The organism is Arthrobacter sp. PvP023 (genome assembly GCF_017832975.1).
In the GTDB taxonomy this organism is placed as follows: Bacteria; Actinomycetota; Actinomycetes; order Actinomycetales; family Micrococcaceae; genus Arthrobacter.
The window spans coordinates 802,078-827,880 of record NZ_JAFIBI010000001.1 but is presented as its reverse complement, the minus strand read 5'-3'; the positions used below and the strand labels follow the sequence as shown (position 1 = coordinate 827,880).

At 66.1% G+C, this 25,803-nt stretch carries 21 protein-coding genes; 10 read left to right on the top strand and 11 right to left on the bottom strand.

Annotated features, from left to right (window positions below; genetic code table 11):
• Position 1: 1 nt before the first annotated feature.
• From JOE31_RS03865 to glyA, 6 genes are read right to left on the bottom strand one after another with little or no spacing between them, the layout of a single operon-like run.
• Positions 2-1,375, bottom strand: a complete 1,374-nt coding sequence (locus JOE31_RS03865) for an L-serine ammonia-lyase (RefSeq protein WP_209742223.1) — start codon at positions 1,373-1,375, stop codon at positions 2-4.
• Positions 1,375-2,010, bottom strand: a complete 636-nt coding sequence (locus JOE31_RS03860) for a sarcosine oxidase subunit gamma (protein WP_209742222.1) — start codon at positions 2,008-2,010, stop codon at positions 1,375-1,377. The genes JOE31_RS03865 and JOE31_RS03860 overlap by 1 nt, the downstream gene beginning before the upstream one ends.
• Positions 2,003-4,951 carry a sarcosine oxidase subunit alpha family protein gene (locus JOE31_RS03855; RefSeq protein ID WP_209742221.1) on the bottom strand — a complete coding sequence of 983 codons (2,949 nt, stop codon included), beginning with the start codon at positions 4,949-4,951 and terminating at the stop codon, positions 2,003-2,005. The genes JOE31_RS03860 and JOE31_RS03855 overlap by 8 nt, the downstream gene beginning before the upstream one ends.
• Positions 4,948-5,370: a sarcosine oxidase subunit delta gene (locus tag JOE31_RS03850; protein ID WP_209742220.1), complete on the bottom strand. Its 423-nt coding sequence runs from the start codon at positions 5,368-5,370 to the stop codon at positions 4,948-4,950. Before JOE31_RS03850 ends, JOE31_RS03855 begins: the two co-directional genes overlap by 4 nt.
• Before the next feature lie 27 nt (positions 5,371-5,397).
• Positions 5,398-6,618, bottom strand: coding sequence for a sarcosine oxidase subunit beta family protein (locus tag JOE31_RS03845; RefSeq protein WP_209742219.1), 1,221 nt, complete (start codon positions 6,616-6,618; stop codon positions 5,398-5,400).
• A complete protein-coding gene (gene glyA, locus JOE31_RS03840) occupies positions 6,615-7,961 on the bottom strand; it encodes a serine hydroxymethyltransferase (protein WP_209742218.1) in 1,347 nt (448 codons plus the stop codon). The genes JOE31_RS03845 and glyA overlap by 4 nt, the downstream gene beginning before the upstream one ends.
• Positions 7,962-8,147: 186 nt before the next feature.
• Between glyA and JOE31_RS03835 the strand changes: the two genes are divergently transcribed.
• On the top strand, positions 8,148-8,819 hold the full coding sequence (locus tag JOE31_RS03835) for a GntR family transcriptional regulator (protein WP_209742217.1): 672 nt from the start codon (positions 8,148-8,150) through the stop codon (positions 8,817-8,819).
• Between the two features lie 160 nt (positions 8,820-8,979).
• Here the strand turns inward: JOE31_RS03835 and JOE31_RS03830 are convergent, their stop codons facing one another.
• From JOE31_RS03830 to hxlB, 3 genes are all read right to left on the bottom strand, one after another.
• Complete coding sequence (locus tag JOE31_RS03830) at positions 8,980-9,540, bottom strand: hypothetical protein (RefSeq protein ID WP_209742216.1); 561 nt, start codon at positions 9,538-9,540, stop codon at positions 8,980-8,982.
• A 482-nt stretch (positions 9,541-10,022) separates the two neighbouring features.
• Positions 10,023-10,646, bottom strand: coding sequence for a 3-hexulose-6-phosphate synthase (gene hxlA / locus JOE31_RS03825; protein ID WP_209742215.1), 624 nt, complete (start codon positions 10,644-10,646; stop codon positions 10,023-10,025).
• Positions 10,647-10,709: 63 nt separating this feature from the next.
• Entirely contained in the window at positions 10,710-11,312 is a 603-nt protein-coding gene (hxlB, locus tag JOE31_RS03820) for a 6-phospho-3-hexuloisomerase (protein ID WP_209742214.1), read from the bottom strand.
• A 135-nt stretch (positions 11,313-11,447) separates the two neighbouring features.
• On the opposite strand from hxlB, the gene JOE31_RS03815 reads away from it, so the two are divergent.
• From JOE31_RS03815 to JOE31_RS03805, 3 genes are all read left to right on the top strand, one after another.
• Positions 11,448-12,731 carry a LuxR C-terminal-related transcriptional regulator gene (locus JOE31_RS03815; protein WP_209742213.1) on the top strand — a complete coding sequence of 428 codons (1,284 nt, stop codon included), beginning with the start codon at positions 11,448-11,450 and terminating at the stop codon, positions 12,729-12,731.
• A gap of 2 nt (positions 12,732-12,733) precedes the next feature.
• The gene (locus JOE31_RS03810) at positions 12,734-13,306 is read left to right on the top strand and encodes a GNAT family N-acetyltransferase (protein WP_209742212.1); all 573 of its coding nucleotides are present in this window, start codon (positions 12,734-12,736) and stop codon (positions 13,304-13,306) included.
• A gap of 138 nt (positions 13,307-13,444) precedes the next feature.
• Entirely contained in the window at positions 13,445-14,254 is an 810-nt protein-coding gene (locus JOE31_RS03805) for an IclR family transcriptional regulator (protein WP_209742211.1), read from the top strand.
• A gap of 35 nt (positions 14,255-14,289) precedes the next feature.
• Here JOE31_RS03805 and JOE31_RS03800 read toward each other — a convergent pair whose 3' ends face one another.
• Positions 14,290-15,222 (bottom strand): LysR family transcriptional regulator, encoded by a 933-nt coding sequence (locus JOE31_RS03800; RefSeq protein WP_209742210.1) that lies wholly within the window; start codon positions 15,220-15,222, stop codon positions 14,290-14,292.
• Positions 15,223-15,378: 156 nt separating this feature from the next.
• Between JOE31_RS03800 and JOE31_RS03795 the strand changes: the two genes are divergently transcribed.
• The 5 genes from JOE31_RS03795 (at position 15,379) to JOE31_RS03775 (ending at position 23,756) form a co-directional block, all read left to right on the top strand.
• A complete protein-coding gene (locus JOE31_RS03795) occupies positions 15,379-16,683 on the top strand; it encodes an SRPBCC family protein (protein ID WP_209742209.1) in 1,305 nt (434 codons plus the stop codon).
• Positions 16,680-18,095, top strand: coding sequence for a ferredoxin reductase (locus JOE31_RS03790; protein ID WP_209742208.1), 1,416 nt, complete (start codon positions 16,680-16,682; stop codon positions 18,093-18,095). The genes JOE31_RS03795 and JOE31_RS03790 overlap by 4 nt, the downstream gene beginning before the upstream one ends.
• 259 nt (positions 18,096-18,354) lie before the next feature.
• Positions 18,355-20,271, top strand: coding sequence for a BCCT family transporter (locus JOE31_RS03785; RefSeq protein WP_209742207.1), 1,917 nt, complete (start codon positions 18,355-18,357; stop codon positions 20,269-20,271).
• A gap of 9 nt (positions 20,272-20,280) precedes the next feature.
• The gene (gene purU, locus JOE31_RS03780) at positions 20,281-21,210 is read left to right on the top strand and encodes a formyltetrahydrofolate deformylase (RefSeq protein WP_209742206.1); all 930 of its coding nucleotides are present in this window, start codon (positions 20,281-20,283) and stop codon (positions 21,208-21,210) included.
• 38 nt (positions 21,211-21,248) lie between these two features.
• Positions 21,249-23,756, top strand: a complete 2,508-nt coding sequence (locus tag JOE31_RS03775; RefSeq protein ID WP_209742205.1) for an FAD-dependent oxidoreductase — start codon at positions 21,249-21,251, stop codon at positions 23,754-23,756.
• 186 nt (positions 23,757-23,942) lie between these two features.
• Here JOE31_RS03775 and JOE31_RS03770 read toward each other — a convergent pair whose 3' ends face one another.
• The gene (locus JOE31_RS03770; protein WP_209742204.1) at positions 23,943-24,230 is read right to left on the bottom strand and encodes a hypothetical protein; all 288 of its coding nucleotides are present in this window, start codon (positions 24,228-24,230) and stop codon (positions 23,943-23,945) included.
• A gap of 166 nt (positions 24,231-24,396) precedes the next feature.
• Here JOE31_RS03770 and JOE31_RS03765 point away from each other — a divergent pair, with 166 nt between their 5' ends.
• Positions 24,397-25,794, top strand: a complete 1,398-nt coding sequence (locus JOE31_RS03765) for an alpha-amylase family glycosyl hydrolase (RefSeq protein ID WP_209742203.1) — start codon at positions 24,397-24,399, stop codon at positions 25,792-25,794.
• Positions 25,795-25,803: the final 9 nt, after the last annotated feature.

The window sequence follows — 25,803 nt, the reverse complement described above, 5'->3', positions numbered from 1 at the left end:
CTCAGCACTCGATCACATTCACGGCGAGGCCTCCTCGGGAGGTTTCCTTGTACTTGGTTTTCATGTCGGCTCCTGTCTCGCGCATCGTTTTGATGGCTTTGTCGAGGGACACCTTGTGGCTGCCGTCCCCGTGCAGGGCAAGGCGGGCGGCGTTGATGGCCTTCACGCTGGCAATGGCGTTGCGTTCGATGCACGGGATCTGCACCAGGCCGCCCACGGGGTCGCAGGTCAGGCCCAGGTTGTGTTCGATTCCCACCTCGGCCGCGTTTTCCACCTGTTCTGGCGTGCCGCCCAGCACCTCGCACAGTCCGGCGGCCGCCATGGAGCAGGCCGAGCCCACCTCGCCCTGGCAGCCGACTTCCGCGCCGGAGATGGAGGCGTTGATCTTGAAAAGAATCCCGACGGCGGCCGCCGCCAGCAGGAAGCGGACCACACCGTCGTCGTCGGCTCCGGGGACAAACTTGGTGTAGTAGTGCAGTACGGCCGGCACAATCCCGGCCGCGCCGTTGGTGGGGGCGGTGACGATCCGCCCGCCGGCGGCGTTTTCCTCGTTGACGGCAAGGGCGAAGAGGTTCACCCACTCCATCGCCCGGAGCGGATCTGTGACGCCGGTGTCCGCGGTCAGGGTTTTGAATAACGACGGCGCCCGGCGCCTGACGTTCAGCCCGCCGGGAAGGATCCCTTCCGCGGCGCAGCCATTGTCCACGCATTCGCGCATGACCGCCCAGAGTTTCAGCAGCTCCTCGCGGAGTTCCGCTTCGCTGCGCCACACCAGCTCGTTGGCGAGCATAACGTCGGAGATGGACATCCCTTCGCGCCGGCAGATCTCCAGGAGTTCGTCGGCCGTGGTGAAGGGGTACGGCAGCGGCGTGTCGTCCGCCACCACTTTGTCACCGGCGTCGGCGTCGCCGTCAACAACGAAACCGCCGCCAATGGAGTAGAAGCTCCGTTCACTGAGCACGGCGCCGGTGTGGTCCAGCGCGCGGAACGTCATTCCGTTGGGGTGGGCAGGCAGGGACTTCCGGCGGTGCAGCACCACGTCCTCGTCCCAGTTGAAGTCCACCCGGTGGTCCCCGCCGATCCGGAGTTCGGCGTCGAGCGCGGCGGCTGCTACCTGGTCGTCCGCGGTGGAGGTGTCCACCGTTTCCGGGTCCAGGCCCTGGAGGCCCAGAACCACGGCTTTGTCGGAGCCGTGGCCCCTGCCGGTGGCGCCGAGCGATCCGAACAGTTCCGCCTGGACCCGTGTGGTGGCGCTCAGGTGGCCGTCACCTTTGAGCCCGTCGGCGAACAGTTTCGCCGCCCGCATCGGGCCGACCGTGTGTGACGACGACGGCCCGATGCCAACGGAGAAGAGGTCCAGGGCGCTCAGCGCCATCAGGGCACCTCGGGGGAGGCGTATTCCCTCATGGCGTCCAGGAGCCAGCGGCCCAGGAAGTCCGCGAACGAAGCCCGCGGAAACAGCCGGAAGCTGTCCTCGCCGTTCTTCAGCAGGATCACCGGGATGTTGCCCACCTCGGTGTTCAGGGCAGTTCCCGGGGTGATGCTGCGCGGGTGCAGGTCCAGGGCGCAGCCCTTCTCCAGGACTGCCCGTGCACGCGGGCCGGAGAGCTCGAACGTGGTGCGGTTGGCGGAGAGGTCCACCACCTGGCCGGGAGCGTCGCCGAGGGCTGCCGTGAGGGAACCGATCAGGTCCCCGCCCAGGGAGTCGTGGGCTGCTTCCGGTGCTACCACCAGGAACTCGGACGGGCCGAGCCACAGGACGCTGATGCTGTCCGAGCCGGCCACTTCTCCGCACCGTGCGGGCAGGCCGCCGGCAACGGACGCGATCCGTGAGCCCTGCTCGGAGCGGGGGTCAACGCGGATCCCCGCCATGGTCTGGAACGGGCCTTCCTTGAGGACAACCGTTCCCGCCACGGAGCCGGCTTCCAGCGCTTCGGCCAGGTGGGAGGCAGGGCTGCGGCGGATGTCCCGGAGTCCATTGATGCCTTCGAGTGCTGCTGTGTTAGCCATCTTTGCGGGTCCCTTCGGGGTCAAAAAGTACGGTTTCTGCGACAACCACGTCAACCAGCTGGTCGCCGGCGGCGGCCACGAGGGTCTCGCCGATGCGGTTGCGGCCATTCTTGATCAGGGCCAGCCCGAACGACCTGCCCAGTGCGGCGCTGTGGTAGCTCGAGGTCACGAAGCCCTGCATCGGGACGGGGCCGTAGGCGGGGTTGGTGGAGATGCCCTTTTCCACGAGCTGGGTGCCTTCCGGCAGCCGCAGCGTTCCGTCCACGGGGAGGACGCTGACCAGGTGCTTGCGGTCCTCGCGCTTGGCATCGGCACGGGCGTAGGAGCGCTTGCCGATGAACTCCTTGGCCTTGGAGACCACCCATTCCATCCCGGCATCCTGCGGGGTGACGGTGCCGTCGGTGTCCTGGCCGACGATCGGGTAGCCCTTTTCGGCGCGGAGCACGTGCATGGTTTCGGTGCCGTAGGGGGTGATGTTGAATTCTGCCCCGGCGGCGGCCACGGCTTCCCAGGTGTTCAGGCCGTACCAGGACGGGACGTTGATTTCGTAGGCCAGTTCGCCGGAGAACGAGATCCGGCAGATCCGGGCCTGCACACCGGAGGCGAGGGTGGTTTCGCGGAAGGTCATGAACGGGAAGGCTTCCGCTTCCAGCCCGCCGCCAGCGGCCAGTTCGGGTGCCACCTTGGCGATGACCGCACGGGATTTGGGTCCGACGACGGCAATGGTGCTCCACTGTTCGGTCACCGAGGTGCAGTGCACGTCCAGTTCAGGCCATTCGGTCTGCAGCCATTCCTCCAGCCAGTCCAGCACCTTCGCGGCGCCGCCGGTGGTGGTTGTCATGAAGAACCGGTCCTCGTCGAGGCGCAGGGTCACGCCGTCGTCGAAAATCATGCCGTCCGCCATGCACATCACGCCGTAGCGGGCGGAGCCCGGGGCGAGCTTCTTGAAGGCGTTGGTGTAGATCCGGTTGAGGAACTCACCGGCGTCCTTGCCCCGGATCTCGATCTTGCCGAGCGTGGTGGCGTCCATGAAGCCCACGGAATCACGGACGGCGGCGCACTCGCGCAGCACGGCGGTGTCCATGTCCTCACCGGCCTGCGGGTAGTACCAGGGGCGCTTCCACTGCCCCACGTCCTCGAACAGTGCGCCCTTGGCAACGTGCCACGGATGGATCGAGGTGACGCGGGCAGGGTCGAACAGCTCGCCGCGCTGGCGTCCGGCCAGTGCCGCGAAGGCCACGGGGGTGAACGGGGCGCGGTAGGTGGTGGTGCCGATGTCGCCGATGCCCCGGGAGGCTTCGCCGGCGGTGCGGAGTGCCGCGGCGATCACGCCGATGGCGTTGACGCCGGAGGTCTTGCCCTGGTCGTTGGCGGTGCTGATGGAGGTGTAGCGCTTGATGTGCTCCACGGAGCGCATGCCGGCGCCGGTGGAGCGCAGCACGTCAGCCACGGACTGGTCGCGCTGGAAGTCCACGAAGTGGTGGTGCCAGTCATCCGGCGTACCGGCCTGGCCGGGCACCAGCCACAGCTGGCGGGTCGGGGCGGACGCCTTCGGCTCGCCGATGACAGAAGGTTCGACGGCGGCGCTGAAGCCGGCGGCGATGGCCGCCGCCGCACCGGCGGAGATGCCTTCGGCGAGGCAGTCGGCGAGTTCGAAGCTGCCGCGGCCGGAGCCGATGGTCTGCTGGTTCGGGACCACGGTGCTCGGTACGAACGCCGCCAGGTCCTCGTCCCAGCGCAGCTTTCCCTGCCGCTGCGAGTGGAGGTGGACCAGCGGGCTCCAGCCGCCGGAGACTGCCAGCAGGTCGCAGGCGATCTCTTCGATGCCGGAGGTGAGTTCGCCGTCGTCGTTGATACTGCGGACGGTGACGCTGTCCAGCCGGCCGTCGCCGGACTCGGAAGCGGCGGTGTTGGCCACCGCGCTGCCGATCAGCACCCGGGTGCCGGATTCGACGGCGGCGGCTGCCACCTCCGTGAGGCGGGGACGGGCGTCCACGACGGCGGCGACCTTGACGCCGGCGGCGCGCAGGTCCGAAGCCAAGGCATAGGCGCTGTCGTTGGTGGTGCTGATGACGACGCGCTGCCCGGCGGCCACGGCGTAGCGGTTGAGGTAGCTGCGGACGGCCGAGGCGAGCATGATGCCGGGCCGGTCGTTGTTCTCGAACACCAGCGGGCGTTCGTGGGCGCCGGGCGCAACCACCACCTGCTTGGCACGGATGTGCCAAATCCGCTGCCGGGATACGCCGGGGGCGGCCGGGCTGGAGAGGTGGTCGGTGCGGTTCTGGACGGCGACGACGTAGTTGGCATCGTAGGCGCCGAAGGCCGTGGTGCGGTTCAGGACGGTGCACTCGGCTGCGGAGACGAGCTCGGCTTCCACGTCAGCCACCCATTCCAGGGCCGGCTTGCCTTCGATGGTCTCAGCGAGCTCCGGTGCGGTGGATCCGGACAGGAGCGTGCCGCCCAGTTCGGGCTGGTCGTCCAGCAGCATCACGCGGGCGCCGGTGCGGACGGCCTCGCGGGCCGCGGCCAGGCCGGCGGGGCCTCCGCCGATCACCAGGACGTCGGTGTGCACGAACTTCTTGTCGTACTCGGCGCGGTCTTCCTCGGGATCGAGGCGGCCCAGGCCGTTGAGCAGGTCCGCCTTCAGGCCGTCCACCAGGGTGACGGTGGTGGCGGGGAGCATGGACTCGGCCACGTGGCCCGGGAACCGTGCTTCGACCCGCACCAGCGCGTTGGATTCCTCCACGCCCGCGGACATGATGCCGCGGGGGCGGTCCTCGTAGAGCGAGTTGCCGGCGGCGATCCGGCCGTTGGCGAGCAGGGCCGAGGCCAGCGTGTCTCCGGGGTGGCCGGTGAATTCCTCGCCGTCCACGGTGAAACGCCAGGAGATGCTGCGGTCGATGCGTCCGCCGGCCGCGAGGCGGGCGTTCTGGGAAGTCACTTGGTTGCTCCTTCCGGGGCGGTGGTGCCGGGGGCAGTGCTGGTTGCTGAAATGCTGGTTGCAGAGGTGCTGGGCGCGGTGTCCCCGGTAGTGGTGCTGTCAGCGGCGGTGCTGGCAGTGCCGGACTCGGCCGCGGCCGGGACGGACACGTCAGGCCGGGGCGTGCCCATCGGGTAGACGGCCTGGATGTCGTAGGTGACGGTGTCGCGGAGCATGTTGAACCACTGGCGGCAGCCGGTGCTGTGCAGCCAGCGCTCAGCGAACGTGCCCTTGGTGTTGTCGCGGTAGAACAGGAACTCGGCCCATTCACGGTCGTTCATGTCGTTCGGGTTCTCCGGGTACGGCACGTGGGCCTGGCCGCCGTAGTGGAACTCGGTCTCGTCGCGCGAGCCGCAGTTGGGGCATGAGATAAGCAGCATGTGCGTCTTCTTTCTATGGGACGGCGGCTAGTGGGCGACGGCGGCGGCGCCGTGTTCGTCGATCAGGGCGCCGGTTTCGAAGCGTTCCAGCGCAAACGGCTTGTTCAGCTTGTGCGGAGTGCCCGTGGCGATGGTGTGCGCGAACGTGAGTCCGGCAGCCGGAGTGGCCTTGAAGCCGCCGGTGCCCCAGCCACAGTTCACGAACATGTTCTCCACCGGGGTGGTGCCCACGATCGGCGAGGCATCCAGCGTGGTGTCCACGATCCCGCCCCAGGTCCGGAGCACGTGGGCCCGGGCAAAGATGGGGAACAGCTCGACGGCGGCGGCCATCTGGTTCTCGATCACATGGAAGGATCCGCGCTGGCCGTAGCCGTTGTAGGAGTCGACGCCGGCGCCCATGACCAGTTCGCCCTTGTGGGCCTGGGAAACATAGACGTGCACGTGGTTGGACATCACCACGGTGGGGTGGACCGGTTCGTGCAGTTCGGAGACCAGGGCCTGGAGCGGGTGGGACTGGATGGGGAGCCGGAAGCCGGCCATTTCCGCCAGGACCGAGCTGTGGCCGGCAGCGCACAGGCCCACCTTTTCGGTGTTGATGGTGCCGCGGTTGGTCTTGACGCCCACCACGCGGTCGCCGTCCTTGAGGAAGCCGGTGACTTCGCAGTTCTGGATGATGTCCACGCCCAGTTCGTCGCACTTGCGGGCGAAGGCCCACGCCACGTGGTCGTGCTTGGCGATGCCGGCACGCGGCTGGTATGTGGCGCCCATGACCGGGTAGCGGATGTTGTCGCTGATGTTGAGGATCGGGCAGAGTTCCTTGACCTGGTCCGGTTCCAGCCATTCAGCATCCACGCCGTTGAGCTTGTTCGCTCCCACGCGGCGGATGCTTTCGCGGACGTCGCCGAGGGTGTGGGCGAGGTTCATGACGCCGCGCTGGCTGAAGAGGAAGTCGTATTCGAGCTCCTCCGGCAGGATCTCCCAGAGCTTCAGGGCGTGCTCGTAGATGGCAGCGCTCTCGTCCCAGAGGTAGTTGGACCGGATGATGGTGGTGTTGCGTGCCATGTTGCCGCCAGCCAGCCAGCCCTTTTCGAGGACCGCGATGTTGGTCATTCCGTGGTTCTTGGCCAGGAAGTAGGCCGTGGCCAGGCCGTGCCCGCCGCCGCCCACAATGACGGCGTCGTAGGAGGACTTGGGCTCCGGGTTGCGCCAGAGGAAATCCGGGTGCTCGGGGAGCTGTTGGGTGCTCACTGGGCTGCTCCAATCATGTCTGATTCGAACGCGGCGATCTCGCCGCCGTCGTTCTGGGAAAGATGCGGGTAAAGGGGGAACTGTTCGGCGAGGGCGGTCACCCGGGCTCGGAGTTCGACGACGGTTTGGTCACCAATGGTGCCGTTGGCAGCCGAGGCGATGAGCGCCGTCGCGATGATGTCCGCAACCTCGGTAAATTCCGCGGCGCCGAAGCCGCGGGTGGCCAGGGCGGGCGTTCCGATCCGGAGGCCGGAGGAAACCATCGGCGGGCGGGGGTCGAACGGTACGGCGTTGCGGTTGACCGTGATGCCGATCCGGTGCAGGGCGTCTTCGGCCTGCTGGCCGTCGAGTTCGGAGTTGCGGAGGTCCACGAGGACCAGGTGCACGTCGGTGCCGCCGTTCACCACGGAGATGCCGGCTGCGGCGACGTCGTCGCGGAGGAGCCGTTCGGCCAGCAGCTTGGATCCCTGCAGGACGCGTTCCTGGCGTTCCTTGAATTCCGGGGTTCCGGCGAGCTTGAAGGCCACGGCCTTGGCTGCGATGACATGCTCCAGCGGGCCGCCCTGCTGGCCGGGGAACACTGCGCTGTTGATCTTGCGGGCGTATTCCTCCTTGGCCAGGATGACGCCGCCGCGGGGACCGCCGAGGGTCTTGTGCGTGGTGGTGGTGACGACGTCGGCGTACGGCACCGGATTGGGGTGCAGCCCTGCGGCCACCAGGCCGGCGAAGTGCGCCATGTCCACCATCAGGTACGCGTCCACGAGGTCGGCGATGCGGCGGAACTCGGCGAAATCGAGCTGGCGGGAGTAGGCGGACCAGCCGGCGACGATCAGCCGCGGGCGGTGCTCCAGGGCCAGCGCTTCGACCTCGGCCATATCGATCCGGAGGTCCGATTCACGGACGTGGTACGGGACCACGTTGTACAGCTTGCCGGAGAAGTTGATCCGCATGCCGTGGGTGAGGTGGCCGCCGTGGGCCAGGTCCAGGCCCATGATGGTGTCGCCCGGGTTCAGCAGCGCGAACATGGCGGCGGCGTTGGCCTGGGCGCCGGAGTGCGGCTGGACGTTGGCGAACTCGGCGCCGAACAGCGCCTTCACCCGGTCAATGGCCAGCTGCTCAATGACGTCAACATGCTCGCAGCCGCCGTAGTAGCGCTTGCCCGGGTAACCCTCGGCGTATTTGTTGGTCAGTACCGAGCCCTGTGCCTCCATGACTGCGGACGGGGCGAAATTCTCCGAGGCGATCATTTCCAGCGTCGACTGCTGGCGGCCCAGCTCATTGGCGATGGCCTGCTGGACCTCGGGATCGACTGCGGAAAGTCGCTCGTTCAACTGCTCAACCACGGATGCTCCTTTGAAATACCACTATTGCTATGACTGATATATCAGTGTGAGGTCAATGGTATGATTGGGATCACAGGAGAGTCAATAGCGGGAAGCAAAGTGGCACTGAGCTTCCGGTTGGAACCCGATCGCTCAGTGCTGAAGCTGAGCGGTGGAGAACTGAGTAGCGATGAACGGAGCGGCACCTTGAATGCACTTCCTGCCCTGCCACCCGCCGAGGACGAAGTCCTGTCCCAGGCGGAGGCGGCCTACCGGCAGCTGCGCGACAAGCTGATCATGTTGGAGATCCGGCCGGGCGAACCCATCAATGATGGCCAGCTGGCGGCCGAACTCGGGTTTGGCCGCACCCCTGTGCGCGAGGCGATCAAGCGGCTGGAGGTGGACCACCTGGTGGTGTCCTATCCGCGCCGGGGAACCTTCGCCACCAACGTGGACTTCACGGAACTGGCCGACGTCTCCGAGGTCCGGGAACTGCTGGAGCCGCTGGCGGCGCGTAGTGCTGCGACGAGGGCAAACGCCGCCATGCGCCGCGAGCTGCTGGACGTGGCCACGATCATCGCGGAGCTTGATCCGAGCCCTGCCGAATCCCGCGAGCTGATGAAATATGACCTGACGGTGCACCGGCTGATCTACAAAGCGGCAGCCAACCCGCACCTGGAAGACACCCTGATCCGCTACGACAACCTGGCCACCCGCATCTGGTGCCTGGTCCTGGACAAGGTTCCTTCGGTGAGCGGCCACATCACCGAGCACGTGGAGCTGCTCAAGGCAGTGGCCGCGGGCGACGCCGACAAGGCCGGAGAGCTGGCCCTGCACCACGTCACGAGCTTCGAAGAGACCATCCGCAAGGTCCTCTAAGCAGAACCCCTGCGGACGCTCTCTCACCTTTCGCCATAAAACCCGAGACGCTCTCTCACCTTTCGCCATAAAACCCGAGACGCTCTCTCACTTTCTTCAAGAAAGTGAGAGAGCGTCTCGTATAAACCAGCAGAAAGTGAGAGAGCGTCCTGACTGCTTGCTAGTGGCCGCCGCCTCCGATCACTCCTGCTTCCACGGCCTTGGTGACGGCGTCCGCCTCGGCCTGGGTCAGCTTGCCGTCGGTGACAGCCTGGTCAAGCCGCGTCTTGAGTTCGGCCGCCCGTTCAGCCTGGCCGGCCGTGCGGATTTCCTCCAAGGCTGCGGTGACCTTGGATTCCTCGACGCCGAGCGACTCAGCCAGGGCCTTGGCCATCGCCGCATCCATCGCGGTGCGGTCCGGCTTGGTGCCGTCGGCTGGTTTGGTGCCCTCGGCCGGTTTGTTGGCATCCCGGAAAGCCTGAAGCGCCTCGGTCACCTTGGACTCGTCCACGCCAAGCTTGGTGGCCAGGTCGGCAGCCAGCTGGCCGCGGTCGCCGCCCTTGTGACCGCCGCGCATGCCGCTGTCAGTGGCGGTTGATCCGTCGGTGGACGCTGTGCTCTGGGCCGTTGCGCTGGGGCTCGGGGTTTCGGCCGCCGAGGCCATCCCGGTGACTCCCAGTCCGGCGCCGAGCGCCAGTGCCCCGGCCGTCAGGCCGAGCGTGATTCTCTTCGTGCGTGACATCTGATGTCTCCTCGATCCGCCGCGTGAACGGCTCTTTGGGTAGAACGGCCGGTTTGCACCGTCCTTCACTCAAAGATGCAGCGCCAAGGTAAGGCGCGGCTGTCCGGATCCTGTCGGCAGGCTGTGAATGCGGGCCGGGAGAGCACGTGGATGGTCGAAGGCGTCCGGGCAGGGCGGGTCAGCCGTTCCTCTTCCAGCTCTTCGGCCACTTCACGTTCAGCAGCAGCAGGCCCAGCAGGAGCGAGTCCACTGTCATGATTGCGGCCATAAGGTAGGCCCAGCCGATCATCATGCGTTGTTCACCGCCAACCTGCGGCACGAAGTCTTGGCGGGCATCGATGGTCGCATGACAATCTCCTGACGTGGATCCCCCCAGTCAATCGATAGTCCATCAAGTGTGGCATGGCCGCAGACAGGACGGAACGGCCGGGACTACTCGAATCCTGCCGCGGTCATACACCGAAGAGCGCGCGGAATACTCGTTAGATAATCGCCGCGCGCAGCTGCTTGGCGGCCAGTGCCGGATCCTCTGCACTGTAGATGGATCCTCCGACGACGGCGACGTCCGCACCGGCGCGCTGTACGGCTTCAATGGTGGAGAGGTTTACTCCGCCGGCCACGGAAAACGGCACCCGGGCTTCCTCCCCTGCGCTGAGCAGCACGTTCAGGTTGTAGCCCGGCTTGGCCTGCTCGTCGAGGCCTGCGTGGAACTCGATGAACTTGGCGCCGAGTGCGCGGGCTTCCTTGGCGCGGGTGACTTTGTCCGCGACGCCGATCAGGTCAACAACGATGCCCTTGTTGTGGGCCTTCGCCGCCTTCACCGCTCCGGCAATGGTGGAGTCGTCCGCGCTGCCGAGGACGGACACCAGGTCCGCACCGGCGCCGAAGGCGATCTCGGCTTCCAGCTCTCCGGCGTCCATGGTCTTCATGTCAGCGAACACGATCTTGTCCGGGTGGGCGGTCTTGACGGCGGTCACGGCGGACAGGCCGGCGTTCTTCACCAGCGGGGTGCCGAGCTCGATGATGTCAACGTATTCGGCAACCTTGCCCGCGAGCTCGAGGGCGGCTTCGACGGTCAGGACGTCCATGGCGACTTGCAGTTTCACGTGGTGTCTCTTTTCTGATTGGGGTTCTTGGTTGAGGCGGGGCGGGTGGTAACGGGGTGCGGCCTATTCGAGGTTCGCGTGGCGCCGCCAGAGTTCCTCGGCAGCGGCAGCGTCCTCGTCCCAGAGGCTTTGGAAGACGGCTTCGGTGGTGGTGAACAGCACCTGTTCAAAGAGGCTGCCGGAATACTGCCGCGACACGGCCGAGCCGTGGTCCGTCTTCCGGGCGGCCGGGATAAGTACGACGGCGGCAGCAACTTCCGCGAGCGGGGAACCGGCGTCGGCGGTGTAGACGGCGACCCGTGCGCCCTGGCCGGCCGCGGTTTCCGCCGCCTTGACGACGCCGGCGGTAGTGCCGGAACCGGAGGCCGCTAGCAGCAGGTCCCTTGGGCCGATCGCCGGGGTGGTGGTCTCACCCACCACGTGCACCGTCAGCCCCAGGTGCATGAGCCGCATGGCCGCCATCTTTAGGACGAGCCCGCTGCGGCCGGCTCCGGTCACGAAGATCCTGTTGGCCAGCCGGAGCTCGGTAACGAGCGCCGCCACCTGGTCCGGATCAACCCGCCCGGATACGTCCCTGATTTCGTCCTGGACCAGTTCCCTGTTGCGGCCAAAGGCCCGGGACACACCGGCCAGGACTGCCGGGTCGGTTTCAGCGATGACGCTCATCGGCTGGTTCCTCCTTCACGAAAGTTGCTACCTGTTCATCCTCACCCGTCCAATAGGTGGTTCCAACGCCATGATTGAACGGTCTTTACTACCCAAAGGGATAGGTAAATACCCGCGGCGCCGTACACTGGGCAGGTGGAAGCTCCCGATACAGTCCTGCTCGAAGCTGTTGCCGCCCTGTCCACTGCTCCGCTGGCCACCATTGCGCAGCGGCTGCGGGAGGCCACCCGCCCCTATCTGGGAAGCAGCGCGCTGGTCATCTTCACCGAGGACTGCACGGGCCGGCCGCAGAAGAAGGCCGGGGACGAGTCGATCATCAGCCGGGTCTCCATCGCCGAACTGGACCTCATCCGGGCGTCGCTCTCCGGCGCAAGCGAGTCAGGCACAGGCGATACGTGGCAGGGTGACGCCGTGCTCGGCGGGGAAGAGCGCCCGGTCCTCGCTTTGTCTTCACCCAGCAACGCCCTGCTGGTCCTCACCGATCCGCAGCCGCTTCCGGACCCCGCCGGGCACGACGCAGCGGACCGCATGCTCCGCTACCTGTGGACGCTGGCAGCGGAGCGGATCAGGGAAAAGGTGGCGGACGCGCCGCCGTCGTACCTCATCGAATCCCGCGCGGCCTCGGCCGAGCGGGTGAGGGTAACGGCGGAACTGGTGGATCACCACTCCACCACCCTCGAAACCCTGCTCGCCGCGCTGCGGTCGCCCGCACTGAGCGACGCTGCCGCGCGAAGGTCCGCCACCGACGTCGCCGCCAAGGCGCTCGTGGGACTCCGCACGCTCAGCGACCGAACCACCGACCTCGTGGAGGAACCCGTCGCCACCGCATTCCAGCGGCTGCGCGAGGACCTGAAGCCGCTCATGAACTTCAGCGGCATCGACGTCCAGTTCATCGAGCCGCCCGTCAACGGCCGCGCCCTGCCCGGCGAAGTGGCGCACGCGGCCCGCGCGATCGTCCGCGGGCTGGTCCTTGCCATGGTGGACCAGGCGGGAGTGCGGCGGATCCGTACGCAGTGGGATTGCGACGGCGAGAACCTCCTGGTCAACGTCCGCGACGACGGACCCGGCGAGCGCTCCGGCGCCTCACCCTCAATGTCCCGCCTCGCCCAGCGCGTGGAAGCCCTCGACGGCAGCATGTCCGTGGACGTGATGCCCGGCTGGGGTGCCGACGTCGCCATCTCGCTCCCCCTCGATCCGCCGGCCCGACCGCTGGCCGACGTTTCCGACGGGAAGCTCGGGGACCGCGAACTTGAGGTGCTCCAACTGCTCTCCGCCGGACAGCGGAACCGGGCCATCGCCGCGAAACTGCACATCAGCGAGAACACAGTGAAGTTCCATCTCCGCAACATCTACCGGAAAGTGGGCGCCACCTCCCGCACCGAAGCGATCGCCATGGCCCACAGCAACGGTGTGCGGTAGGCATGGCGATCGAAATCCGTCCGGCAGTCCTGTTCGAGGACATGAAAACGATGGTGGGCCCCAAACGGCCCGATGCGACCGTGTGCTGGTGCCTGAGCTACCGCATTCCCTCCAGACAGAACATTGCACTGCATGGCCCGGAGCGCGGGGAAGTCGTCAAGGAGTTGCTCCGGCAGGACCCGCCGCCCGGGGTTCTCGCGTACGACGGCGACGAAGTGGTGGGCTGGGCGGCCGTCCATCCGCGCGCCGACACCAGCTTTGCCCGCAACCGCAAGATCCCGCACCTCGACGACCTCGACGTGTGGTCGGTGTGGTGCATCCGGGTGAGGCCCGGGCACCGCGGCAAAGGGATCTCCCACCATCTGCTCAAGGGCGCCGTCGAATTCGCCCGCAGCCATGGGGCCCCTGCCATTGAGGGCTATCCGGTGGACAACCAGGGCAGACACGTGGACCTCACCATGGCCTACGTTGGCACGCGGAGCCTCTTCGAGCAGGCCGGGTTCACCATGGCTGCCCCCACTGACTCCGTGCTTAACGGCTTTCCCCGGGTGCTGATGCGCCTGGACCTGCAGTGACGTCCCCGCGCTTAACGCAATGCCGCCTGACGCGCCGGTCTCGGCATAGGATCGAAAATGTGGAACTAACCGAGAGGTCGCTCTAAGCGGCCTTGTGGCGGGTAAGCGAGCCGCAGAAACTACTTGAGGGTATGGATCATGGCTTCGAAGAACGACCCCGAATCCGACGTCGACGCGGAATCGGGCCAGCACGGCGGCGTCCAGTCAGTGGACCGGGCAATGGCAGTCCTGGAGATCCTGGCGCGGGACGGCCATGCGGGCGTGAGTGAAATCGCCGAAGAGATGGGCATCCACAAGTCCACCGTCTCCCGGCTGCTGGGCTCGCTGGTGAGCCGTGAAATGGTCCACCAGAACAGCGAGCGCGGAAAGTACCAGCTGGGGTTCGGCATCCTAAGGCTGGCGAGCTCCATCCCCGGACGGCTCAGCCTGGTCCGTGAAGCCCGGCCTGTGCTGGAAGGGCTGGCCGAGGAATTCAAGGAAACGGTGAACCTGGCCGTCCTGCGCTCCAACTACGCCGTCAACGTGGACCAGGCCATGGGTCCGTCCACACTGGCCACCTATGACTGGGTGGGCAGCCTGACACCGCTCCATGCGACCTCGAGCGGCAAAGTCCTCCTGGCGGCGCTATCCGCGGACGACCGGGACCGCATCCTGAAGGACACCGGGCTTCCGGCCCGTACGCCGCGGACCATCACCAACCGGGCCAAGCTGGAGAACCAGCTGATCGACGTAGCCCGCGAAGGCTACGGCGTGGTCCGCGAAGAGTTCGAAATCGGCCTCAACTCAATGTCCGTGCCGGTGTACAACCACCTGGGCGCGGTGATCGGCGCGGTCAGCATTTCCGGGCCGGCCTTCCGTTTCGACCCGGAACAAGCGCCGGGCCTCCTCGAGGCGCTGAAACAGGCGGGACTGCAGATCAGCGCAAAGATGGGCTACACCCGCCGCTAAGGCATCAGGTCCAGGACGCCCCACGCCGGCAGCGTTCAGAGGTCCTCGTTGAGCCGGTCGGTGAGAATCCGGTTGGCGTTGAACTGCAGGATGCCGAGCGACTCCTGGATCAGGGGTGAGGCGATGCTGCCCCTGCGCACCGCTGCAACGATGCGGCGCGTGGGTTTCGTCTGACCGGTGATGCGTAACCGAACCACGTTTTCGGCACCATGCAAAGGCGCCAGCCGGGGCAGCAGGCCGACGCCCAGCCCCGCTCCCACGAACGCGATGTGGGTTTCCCATTCAACGGCTTCATGGGCAATCCGCGGCGTCACCCCGACTGCCGTGAACGCCGCGGTGAAGAGGGAATGGTACGTGGAACCGGCGGCCTCCGTAATCCAGGGTTCCGATGCCAGCTCTTCAAGCGTCGCTGTTTGGCGTGATGCCAGCGGATGGTCACCGGGAATGATCACGTCCAGTGGATCGTCGAGCAGAACTCTCTGCTCGAAGCGCGGATCGTCCTCACCATAACTGTCGGACTGCATGGCGACGATAACTGCAAGGTCGATTCGTTCCGCAATCAACAAGTCGAAGCAGCGTGCCGGTTCAGCCTCAAGAACCTGCACCTCCAGCAGGGGGCGTGTTGAGCGCAGGGTGGCGGCCAGCGGCGCCAGCAACTGGGCGGCTGCTGAGGAGAATCCGCCGAGGCCAAAGTGGGACTGCACCTGGTCGCCAGCCTCCATGGCTGCGGCGCGCAGGTTCTCCCATTGGGCAATGAGGGGATCCGAGCCCGCCACCAGAAAGCGTCCCGTGGCGGTAAGACGCACACCCCGGCCGTCCTTCGTCAGCAGCTGCATTCCAAGCACGCGCTGGAGCTCCCGCAATTGCGCGGAGACAGCGGAGGGAGAATAACCCGTGAGCTCCGCGGTTGCGCCAATAGTGCCGCACCGGGCAAACACCCGAAGTGTTATGAGCCGTGGATCGATCATGCATCTATTCTGCATGGTTATCTTCAAAATCACGCGCTTTTGTTGCAGCTCCCGTGACCCTAATCTCATCATTACAAGTACTTCGACCGGCCGTTAGCACCCGCCCACGCATGGCCGCCGCAACACCCACTACCCATGCCTCCCGGGAGGAAACCCATGACTGCTTCAGTGAACGTCCCCCTCAATTCACGCGGAAAACTCGCTGCATCCTTGCCGGCCGAGCAGCTGGCAGAAATTACCGCGTTGTTTGAGTTCCGGCGCACCGGCTACTCCCTCGATGCCCCCTTCTACACCGATCGCTCGATCTTCAACATCGACATGGAGGCCATTTTCGGCCAGCACTGGATCTTTGCCGCGAGCACCGCCGAACTGCCGGAGCCGGGCGACTACGTCACCGTCGACTACGGGCCCTACTCCCTGATTGTGCTGCGCAACGACGACGGCGCCGTGAACGTCCTGCACAACGTATGCCGCCACCGCGGCGCCCGCGTTCTCACCGAAGCTGCCGGGTCAACCGGAAACCTGGTCTGCGGCTACCACTCCTGGACCTACTCCCCGGAAGGTAATTTGATCCATGCCTCCGCGCCGGGGGAAACGAAGTTCGACAAGAGCTGCTTCGGCCTCAAGCGCGCCCACGGCCGCGAAGTCGCCGGACTCATCTTCGTCTGCATTGCCGATGATGCGCCGACGGACTTCGACGAAACCGCAAAGATCTTTGAGCCCTACCTGGCGCCCCACGATCTCTCGAAGACAAAAATCGCCTACCAGCAGAACATCATCGAAGAGGGCAACTGGAAGCTCGTCATGGAGAACAACCGTGAGTGCTACCACTGCGACGGCCACCCTGAGCTCGCCTGCTCCCTCTTCCCCACCTGGGGCCTGACGGAGGGCCTGATCCCGCCCCATCTTGAGGAAGTGTGGAACCGGAACAAGGAGGCTCAGTCCTCCCTCGAGGAGCGTTGCCGCCGCTACGGCCTTCCCTACGAGGTGGTCGAGCAGCTTGACACGCGTATCGCGGGAATCCGTATCTCGCGGGAATCACTCGATGGAGAGGGTGAATCGTTCTCTGCCGACGGTCGGAGGCTTTCAAAGAAGCTCCTCGGTGACTTGCGCGACTTCCGCCTTGGCCGCTGCTCGATGCACCTGCAGCCCAACAGCTGGTTCCATTTCCTCGGCGACCATGTCATCACGTTCGGTGTCTTCCCCATCAACGAACACCAGAGCCTGGTACGCACCACTTGGCTTGTGGCTGACGACGCCGTGGAAGGCGTCGACTACGACCTGGACAAGCTCACCTACACCTGGAAGCAGACAAACCTGCAGGACAAGGCGTTCGTGGAGCTGTGCCAGCAGGGTGCCGGCAGTCCCGCCTACGAGCCCGGTCCGTACATGAAGAGCGAATACCAGGTCGAGGCATTCATCAACTGGTACGTGCAGCGCGTGCAGGAGCACTTGGCATGATTGAACTCCTCACTGAAACGGCAATCCAGGAACCACAGCGTATTCGCGGTCTTGAGATGCCGTGGAACAGGGTGATGGGAAGCCCCGAGACACCCGCACGGGCAGCCCGGGCGTTGGGCCCATGGCATCCGCAGGAGTTCAAGGCCGAATGCGTCGAGACCGTTCCCGAGGCCGGGGCCATGATGACCTTCGTGTTCCGCCGATGCGACGGTGCCCCCCTGGCGTTCCGTGCCGGCCAGTACGTGAACGTCGCATTTCCCGTGAATGGCGAGGACCAGGAACCGGTGGACCGCAGCTACTCGCTGTCCAGTTCGCCCACCGAGCCGTGGACTTTCAGCATTACCGTCAAGTGCGACCCCACGGGATTGGCCTCACCCTGGGTGCACGAGAACGTCAAACCCGGCACCGTTCTTGAGATGCTGGGACCGGTGGGAGCATTCCACCTGCCCGATGCCGACCGACGGGCCCGGTATCTCCTGCTTGCTGCCGGCGCAGGCATCACTCCCATCATGTCCATGGTGCGGACCATCCACTCCCTGCCCGGACACGCCGATGTTGTGGTGCTCTACCACGGTTCGGATGCTGGAGGCTTTGCCTTCCACCGGGAACTGGCCTATATCGCTTCTGTGGACTCGCGCATCAAGGTCCACTACTCCCTGGGCGACCGCAGCGTACCGGAGGGGTGGGAAGGGCTCAGCGGAAGGCTGACGGCGGCCATGCTCGAGGAGGTGGCCCCCGATGCCAACGGCCGCCAGGTGTACGCATGCGGTCCCGAGGGTTACCTGAACACCGCCACCGAGCTCCTCCAGAAGGTCGGCGTCGATGACACTTCCATATACATGGAGTTCTTCTCGGGAGACCGCCAGACGCTCCTTGAATACCAGGCGGAAGTGGCACTTGCAGCCGACGTCGCGGAGGAGATCGCCGAGGAGATCGCCGAATCCGCCGAGGACTACTTTGAAAGCCAGCCCGCCGCGTTCGGGCTCTATGAGCCTGGCTACGACGCCGACGGGACTCTGCAGGCCTCGGGGCTGCCGCTGGAAATCAGCGACCCGGAGGCACCCGGCTCCGACCCCGCCGTCGACAGCCCGGGCCTGGTGCCGGAAGCCGGTTCCCCCGACGCCTCGAGCTTCGGCACGGTGGGGACAGGCAGCCTCACCATGTCCTTCATGCGGACCGGCATCAATGTCCGGATCGATCCCACCGAGCGCATCCTCGAGGTGGCCCAGCGTGCGGGCGTCAGGATTGGCGCGAACTGCAAGGAAGGCATGTGCGGCTCCTGCAAGGTCGTCAAGCTTTCAGGGGAGATCGAGATGAACCACCAGGGAGGGATCCGGGCGCGGGAAATCTCTGCGGGCAAGTTCCTGCCCTGCTGCTCCACGGCGCAGACGGACCTGGTTATCGATGCCTAGCCCCTGTCCCGTTCCACTGTCAAGGCCCGGCCGGATTCCCTGAAATAGGGCTTAAGACTTCAGAAAACCTTGACACGCGACTGTGATACGGGTCACTCTGTTGCTTATGGCGAGACGTGTTGATCCTTACGGAACAACTGCCGCGATGGAAGCAAAGCTGACCTTGAACAATGAATGCCAGGAAGGCCCCGATCTTCCGCCCGGTTTGGGGACGCCGGAGTACAGCTTCAGCCCATGAATTCAAACCAAAGGACTTGACATGGCTTTGAACAGCGACATCCGCACGGATGCCCAACCCCGCCTCGAGCTGGAGGAGCCCAAGCTCGTTCCTGCACCCGAGAACTCTCCTTCCTCCCACGATTCACACGATGCCGGGGACACCGAGCAGATCATGCAGGAACTCCGCCAGACCAAAGCCGAGCAGGCTGTGGCAGAGCGGCGGAACCGCAAACTCACCCTCGACAAGGCCACCTTCGGCATCACCGGGGTCCTGGCCCTGGCCTTCGTGGCGTGGGGCTTCCTGGGCCGGGACAGCCTGGCAGCCACGTCAACAGCCGCCCTCGACTGGGTAATGGAGTACACCGGCTGGCTCTTTATGGTCCTGGCCTCGCTGTTCGTTGTTTTTGTGCTCTGGCTGGCCCTGGGCAAGTGGGGCAACATTCCCCTCGGCAAGGACGGCGAGAAGCCCGAGTTCCGGACCGTGTCATGGATTGCCATGATGTTTGCGGCCGGCATGGGCATCGGCCTGATGTTCTACGGTGTGGCCGAGCCGTTGTACCACTACATCTCTCCGCCGCCGGGAACGGTGGACGGACGGACACCGGCAGCCATCCAGACGGCCATGGCAACCTCCATCTTCCACTGGACCCTGCACCCCTGGGCAATGTACGCCGTCGTCGGCATTGCCATGGCCTACGGCACCTACCGCCTGGGCCGCCGCCAGCTGATCTCGGCAGCGTTCACGTCGCTGTTCGGCATCAGGACGGTAGAAGGGCCGGTGGGCAAGTTCATCAACATCCTGGCGATCTTCGCCACGCTCTTCGGCACGGCCGCTTCCCTGGGCCTCGGCGCGCTCCAGATCGGCAGCGGCCTGACCTCGAACGGCTGGATCGGCGAGATCGGCACCCCCGTCCTGGTGGCCATCGTTGCCGTCCTGACTGCGTGTTTCGTGGCCTCGGCGGTGTCCGGCATCAGCCGCGGCATCCAGTGGCTGTCCAATATCAACATGGTCCTGGCCGTTGTCCTGGCGCTCATCGTCTTCATCGCGGGGCCAACGCTGTTCATCCTCAACCTCATCCCGGCCGCGGTGGGCGACTACGCCAGGGACCTGGCCGAAATGTCCTCCCGCACCGAGGCCGTCGGTGACGAGGCCCTGCGCACCTGGATGTCCGGCTGGACTATCTTCTACTGGGCCTGGTGGGTGTCCTGGACGCCGTTTGTGGGCATGTTCATCGCCCGCATCAGCCGCGGCCGCACCATCCGGCAGTTCGTCACCGGCGTCCTGCTGGTCCCCAGCATCGTCAGCGTCATCTGGTTTGGCATCTTCGGCGGAACGGCCTTCAAGATCCAGGAGGACGCGGACAAGGCGGGCACGGCCGGCCTCGTGTCCATGGCCAGCGGGTCACCGTCCATCGACTTTGACGGCGCCCTGTTCGACCTCGTCCGGAACATGTCCATGCCTGCCTGGCTCACCGCAGCAGTAGTGGTTCTCGCCATGGTCCTGGTGGCCATCTTCTTCATCACCGGCGCCGATTCCGCATCGATCATCATGGCATCCCTGAGCTCCAACGGGTCCTCCGACCCGAAGCGCGGCCTGGTCATCTTCTGGGGCCTGCTCACCGGCGCAGTAGCCGCCGTCATGATGCTGGCCGGCGGTGATGAACCCTCGGAGGCGCTCTCCGGCCTGCAGCGGATCACCATCGTGGCGGCCCTGCCGTTTGTGCTGGTCATGCTGCTGCTGTGCTTCGCCCTGGTCAAGGACCTGCGCCGGGATCCGCTGTCCCTCCGGCGCCGACTGGCGGACTCCGTAGTGGAGCGCGCCATTCGCAGCGGCGTGGACCAGCACGGCGGCGTCCAGTTCGATCTCGTTACCAAGCATCAATGTGATCAGCGCTGTCCGGACGACGGCCGCTGCGCGGCTTCCCCCGCTGACACCCAAGCCCCCGCAAAAAATTAGGAGTAGACCATGACCACAGTCCTCGAAGGCCGCCCCACCGGTAACGCGACGGTGGAGGCCGGCGACGTTGCCGGCGTCCGCGGCACCGACACCGTACAGTATGTCCTTACCCTTGCGTGCCCGGAGCGCCCCGGAATCGTCCGGGCCATCACAGCATTCCTCGCTGATCGCGGCTTCGACATTGTTGAACACCAGCAGTTCGATGACCACATCAGCGGCAAGCTCTACCTGCGCACGGCCTTCACTCCGGGAGACAAGGAAGTTTCCGCGGAAGGCCTCAGCGCGGAGTTCGCCGCCATCGCCGATGAGTTCGGCATGGACTTCACCATCCACGACGGCCGGCCCCAGCGCCTGCTGGTGATGGTTTCAAAGTTCGGGCACTGCCTCAACGACCTGATCTTCCGCTGGCGCGCCGGCAGCCTGGGTGCGGAGATCGCCGTCGTGGTGTCCAACCACGAGGACCTTCGCCCCATGGCGGAAGCCGCCGGCCTGCAGTTCATCCACGTCCCGGTAACGGCCGCTACCAAGCCCGAAGCTGAAGCGCGCCTGCTGGAGCTGGTGGCCGAGTACAACGCGGACCTGGTGGTCCTTGCACGCTACATGCAGGTCCTGTCCAACGACCTGTGCTCCAGCCTCCGCGGCCGTGCCATCAACATCCACCATTCTTTCCTGCCCGGGTTCAAGGGTGCCAAGCCTTACCACCAGGCCTATGATCGCGGCGTGAAGCTCATCGGAGCCACCGCGCACTACGTCACCGCAGACCTGGACGAGGGCCCGATCATCGAGCAGGAAGTGTTCCGGGTGGACCACAGCCTGGACCCGAACGCACTGGTCACGGTAGGCAGGGACGCCGAATCCCAGGCACTGTCCCGTGCAGTTAAGTGGCACTGCCAGCACCGGGTCCTGCTCAACAACACCCGCACCGTCGTCTTCCGCTAACGCCAACGCCTCTTACGCAAAAACAGGAGAAACAACCCATGAGCGCATCACCACGCGTTGTCATTATCGGCGCCGGCATCGTCGGAACCAACCTTGCCGACGAACTCGCCACCCGGGGCTGGACCAACATCACGGTGGTGGAACAGGGCCCGCTGGAGCTTGCCGGCGGCTCCACGTCGCACGCGCCGGGCCTGGTGTTCCAGAACAACCCGTCACGGACCATGACCGAATTCGCCACCTACACGGTCAACAAGTTCCTCTCCCTGAGCAAGGACGGCCAGTCCTGCTTCAACCAGGTGGGCGGCCTGGAACTGGCAACTACCCCCGAACGCCTGGCCGACCTCAAGCGCAAGATGGGGGTGATGACCTCCTGGGGCGTCGAAAGCCGGATCGTCGACGCTGATGAATGCGAAAAGATCTACCCGCTGTTGAACACCGGTAAGCTCACCGGCGGCCGCGAGGTCCTGGGCGGCCTGCTCATCCCCACGGACGGGCTGGCCCTGGCTGCCCGTGCCGTGCAGTTGCTGATCGAGCGCTCCAGCGAGCGTGGCGTGACCTTCCTCGGCTCCACCACCGTGACCGGCATCGCCCAGGAGGGCGGCAAGGTGACCGGCGTCGAAACGGCCGACGGCGTGATCCCGGCGGACATCGTCGTCTCCTGCGCCGGGTTCTGGGGACGGGAGCTCGGCAAGATGGTGGGCCTGGAAGTCCCGTTGCTCCCGCTGGCCCACCAGTACGCCATCAGCACCCCGCTGCCCGAACTCGAGGGCGTCAACGAGCTCCCCAAGGGCGCCAGCAAGCCCATCCTGCGCTACCAGGACAGGGACCTGTACTACCGCGAATGGGGCGACCGCATCGGCATCGGCAGCTACGCCCACCGCCCCATGCCGGTGGACATGTCCGCTCTGCCGAAGGTCTCCGCAGAGGAAATGTCGGACCACCGCATGCCCTCCCGCCTGGAGTTCACTCTGGAAGACTTCCTGCCCGCTTGGGAGGACAGCCAGGACCTCCTGCCTGCCCTGCGCGGGGCTCAGATCGAGGACGGCTTCAACGGCATTTTCTCCTTCACCCCCGACGGCGGCCCGCTCATGGGCGAGTCCCCCGACCTTGCGGGGTTCTTCGTGGCCGAAGCAGTCTGGGTCACCCACTCGGCCGGTGTGGCCAAGGCCATGGCGGAGCTGCTCATCGAGGGCCAGCCCCGCACCGACCTGCACGGCTGCGAACTCACCCGCTTCGAGAAGGTCCAGACCAGCGACGAGTACGTCAGCGAAACCTCCCAGCAGAACTTCGTGGAAATCTACGACGTCCTGCACCCGCTGCAGCCCAAGGAGTCCCCGCGGGACCTGCGGGTCAGCCCGTTCAACGTCCGGCAAAAGGAGCTCGGAGCGTTCTTCCTCGAGTCCGCCGGCTGGGAGCGCCCGCACTGGTTCGAGGCCAACCGCGGGCTGCTCGAGGAACTTCCGGCCGAATGGCAGGCACCGGAGCGGGACGAGTGGTCAGCCATGTTCTCCTCCCCCATTTCGGCGGCCGAAGCGTGGAAGACGCGCACCGCCGTCGGGCTTTACGACATGACGCCGCTGAAGCGGCTGGCCGTCAACGGACCGGGCGCCCAGGCGCTGCTGCACCGGCTCAGCACGGGCAACATCGCCAAGAAGCCGGGTGCCGTGACGTACTGCCTGCTGCTGGAGCACGACGGCGGCATCCGCAGCGACGTGACCGTCGCCCGGCTCGCGGAGGAACAGTTCCAGCTCGGCGTGAACAGCAACGTGGACTTCGACTACCTGCGGGTGGAGGCCCGGAAGCAGTCTGCCGCTGACCCGGCCCAGTGGGTGCACGTCTCGGACATCACCGGCAGCACCTGCTGCATCGGGCTCTGGGGGCCGCTGGCGCGCGAGGTGATCGGCAAGGTCAGCTCCGACGACCTGACCAACGACGGGCTCAAGTACTTCCGCACCAAGGAAATTTCCGTGGGCGGCATCCCGGTCACGGCCATGCGGCTCTCCTACGTCGGCGAGCTCGGCTGGGAGCTGTACACCACCGCCGAGTACGGGCTGAAGCTGTGGGACCTGCTGTTCGAGGCAGGCCAGGAACACGGCATCATCGCAGCCGGGCGCGGCGCGTTCAACAGCATGCGGCTCGAGAAGGGCTACCGGCTGTGGGGCACGGACATGACCTCGGAGCACCACCCGTACCAGGCCGGCCTGGGCTTCTCGATCGCCAAGGACAAGACGGGCTTCGTGGGCTGTGAGGCCCTGGCCGCGCGGAAGGAACAGCCGCTGGACAAGGTGCTGCGGTGCCTGACCATGGACGACGGCACCTCCCTGGTCCTGGGCAAGGAACCGGTGTACGTCAACGGCGAGGCCGCCGGCTATGTCACCAGCGCCGCCTACGGCTACTCGATCCGCAAGCCCCTCGCGTACGCCTGGCTGCCTGCCGCGGTGTCCGAGGGCGACGCCGTGGAGGTTGAGTACTTCGGCCGGCGCATCGCGGCCACCGTCTCGGCCGAGCCGCTGTTCGACCCCGGCATGGAGCGGCTGCGCGGCTAGTTCGACTAGTTCGACGGCGGCTCAGGACGGCCGCCCGGCCGTCCCGACCCTCTATTACGCCAGAACGACGGCGACACACCGGCGAGCCCGGAGTGTCGCCGTCGTTCGCGGTTAAACAGGGTCACGACGGCGGGCGGCGGGGGCTGGCGGCCGGGGCGGACGGCTGGGGCTGGCGGGGCCGAAGTCCTAGCCGGCCGCGTAGGTTTTGGCTTCGCGCTGAATGAGCCGGGTGACTTTTTCGACCCGTTCGGACATGTACGAGCCCACCTGGAGCCGGTCGCCGGGCCAGCTGGAGGCCTCCCGGGAGTCCTCCAGGGCCTTGGCCAGGGCACGGGAAAGGGAGTACACCTTCCACGAATGCTTCAGGTAGTGCAGGGCCCGCCTCTTGTACCCGGGGGCTTCCCGCACGAGTCCGACGGCGGCCCTGGCCAGGGCTTCACCCAGCAGTTTCTCCCCGCTTTGAATTCTTTCCATGCGGACCTTCACCATCCCCGGTACGCAGACTGACTCTTACTTGACCCTTCCCTTCGAGTGTGGCGAACGTAGCTCAGCGTCGGCTCAAAGAAATGCAAGGATTCGCTCAAGGTACGGCAAGGGAGCCAACCGAGTATCTTGGGAAGCTGACGAAAGGTGGATCCCCATGACGGAACCGGACTGGGTCAAACACGCAATCTGGTGGCAGGTCTACCCGATCGGCTTTGTCGGCGCGGAGCAGACTGCCGCAGAGCGGGCGTCCAAGGAGCCGGAAGAGCCTGTGGCCCATCGGCTGGGCCAGCTGGTCCCCTGGCTGGACTACGTGCTGGAACTCGGAGCGTCCGGGCTCGCGCTGGGGCCGGTCTTCGCCTCGGAAACCCACGGCTATGACACCACGGACTACTTCAGGATCGATCCCCGGCTGGGCGATGACGCGGACTTTGACGAGCTCATCGCCCAGTGCCACGCCCGCGGGCTGAAAGTCCTGCTGGACGGCGTCTTCAACCATGTGGGACGCAGCTTCGGGGCGTTCCAGGATGTGCTCACGGACGGTCCAGGGTCTCCTGCCGCCTCATGGTTCCGCCTGCAGTGGCCGGACTCCGAGTGGACGCCGGGGACAGAACCGGACTACGAGGACTTCGAGGGCCACCATCATCTGGTGGCCCTCAACCACGACGAACCGGGGGTCGCCGCCCTGGTCACGGACGTGATGAAGCACTGGCTGGCCCGCGGGGCGGACGGCTGGCGGCTCGACGCGGCGTACGCCGTGCCGCCGTCGTTCTGGGCCCCGGTGCTGGCTGAGGTGCGCCGCGAGTATCCGGACTCCTATTTCGTGGGCGAGTACATCCACGGCGACTTCGCCGAGGAGGTGGAACGGAGCACCCTCGACTCGGTCACGCAGTACGAACTGTGGAAAGCCGTCTGGAGTTCACTCAACGATGCCAACTTCTACGAACTCGCATCCGCGCTCGAGCGGCACAACGGGTTCCTGGACAGCTTCGTGCCGCTCACGTTCGTGGGCAACCACGACGTCACCCGCCTGGCCAGCAAGCTGGCGAACCCGGACCAGCTGGCGCTGGCGCTCACCGTCCTCCTGACCGCGGGCGGGACGCCCTGCATCTACTACGGCGACGAACAGGCCTTCCGCGGCGTCAAGGAGGAGCGCGCCGGCGGAGACGACGCCGTCCGTCCGGCGTTCCCCGCCGGCCCCGCAGAACTGGCAGCGGCCGGCTGGCCCGTGTACCACCTGCACCAGGAACTGATCAGCCTCCGACGGCGGCATGCCTGGCTGCACCGGGCGCGCACCACGGTCCTGACGCTCAGCAACGAGCACCTCGTCTACCAGGTCCGTGGCGAGGGTAATGCAGGCGCCGGTAGCGCAGACGACAGCGGCGCAGGCGCCGGAGGAGTGCTGACAGTTGCGCTGAACCTCTCCGGCACGCCGGCGGACCTGCCCGTGCCGCCCGGTTCGGGCGGGCTGCTGGCCGGGCGGGCCCACCGGCATCCGGACCGGGACGCCGCGGGCCTGCCCGGTTACGGGTGGGCAGTGCTCGGAGAGGGCTAGCTCTCCTGG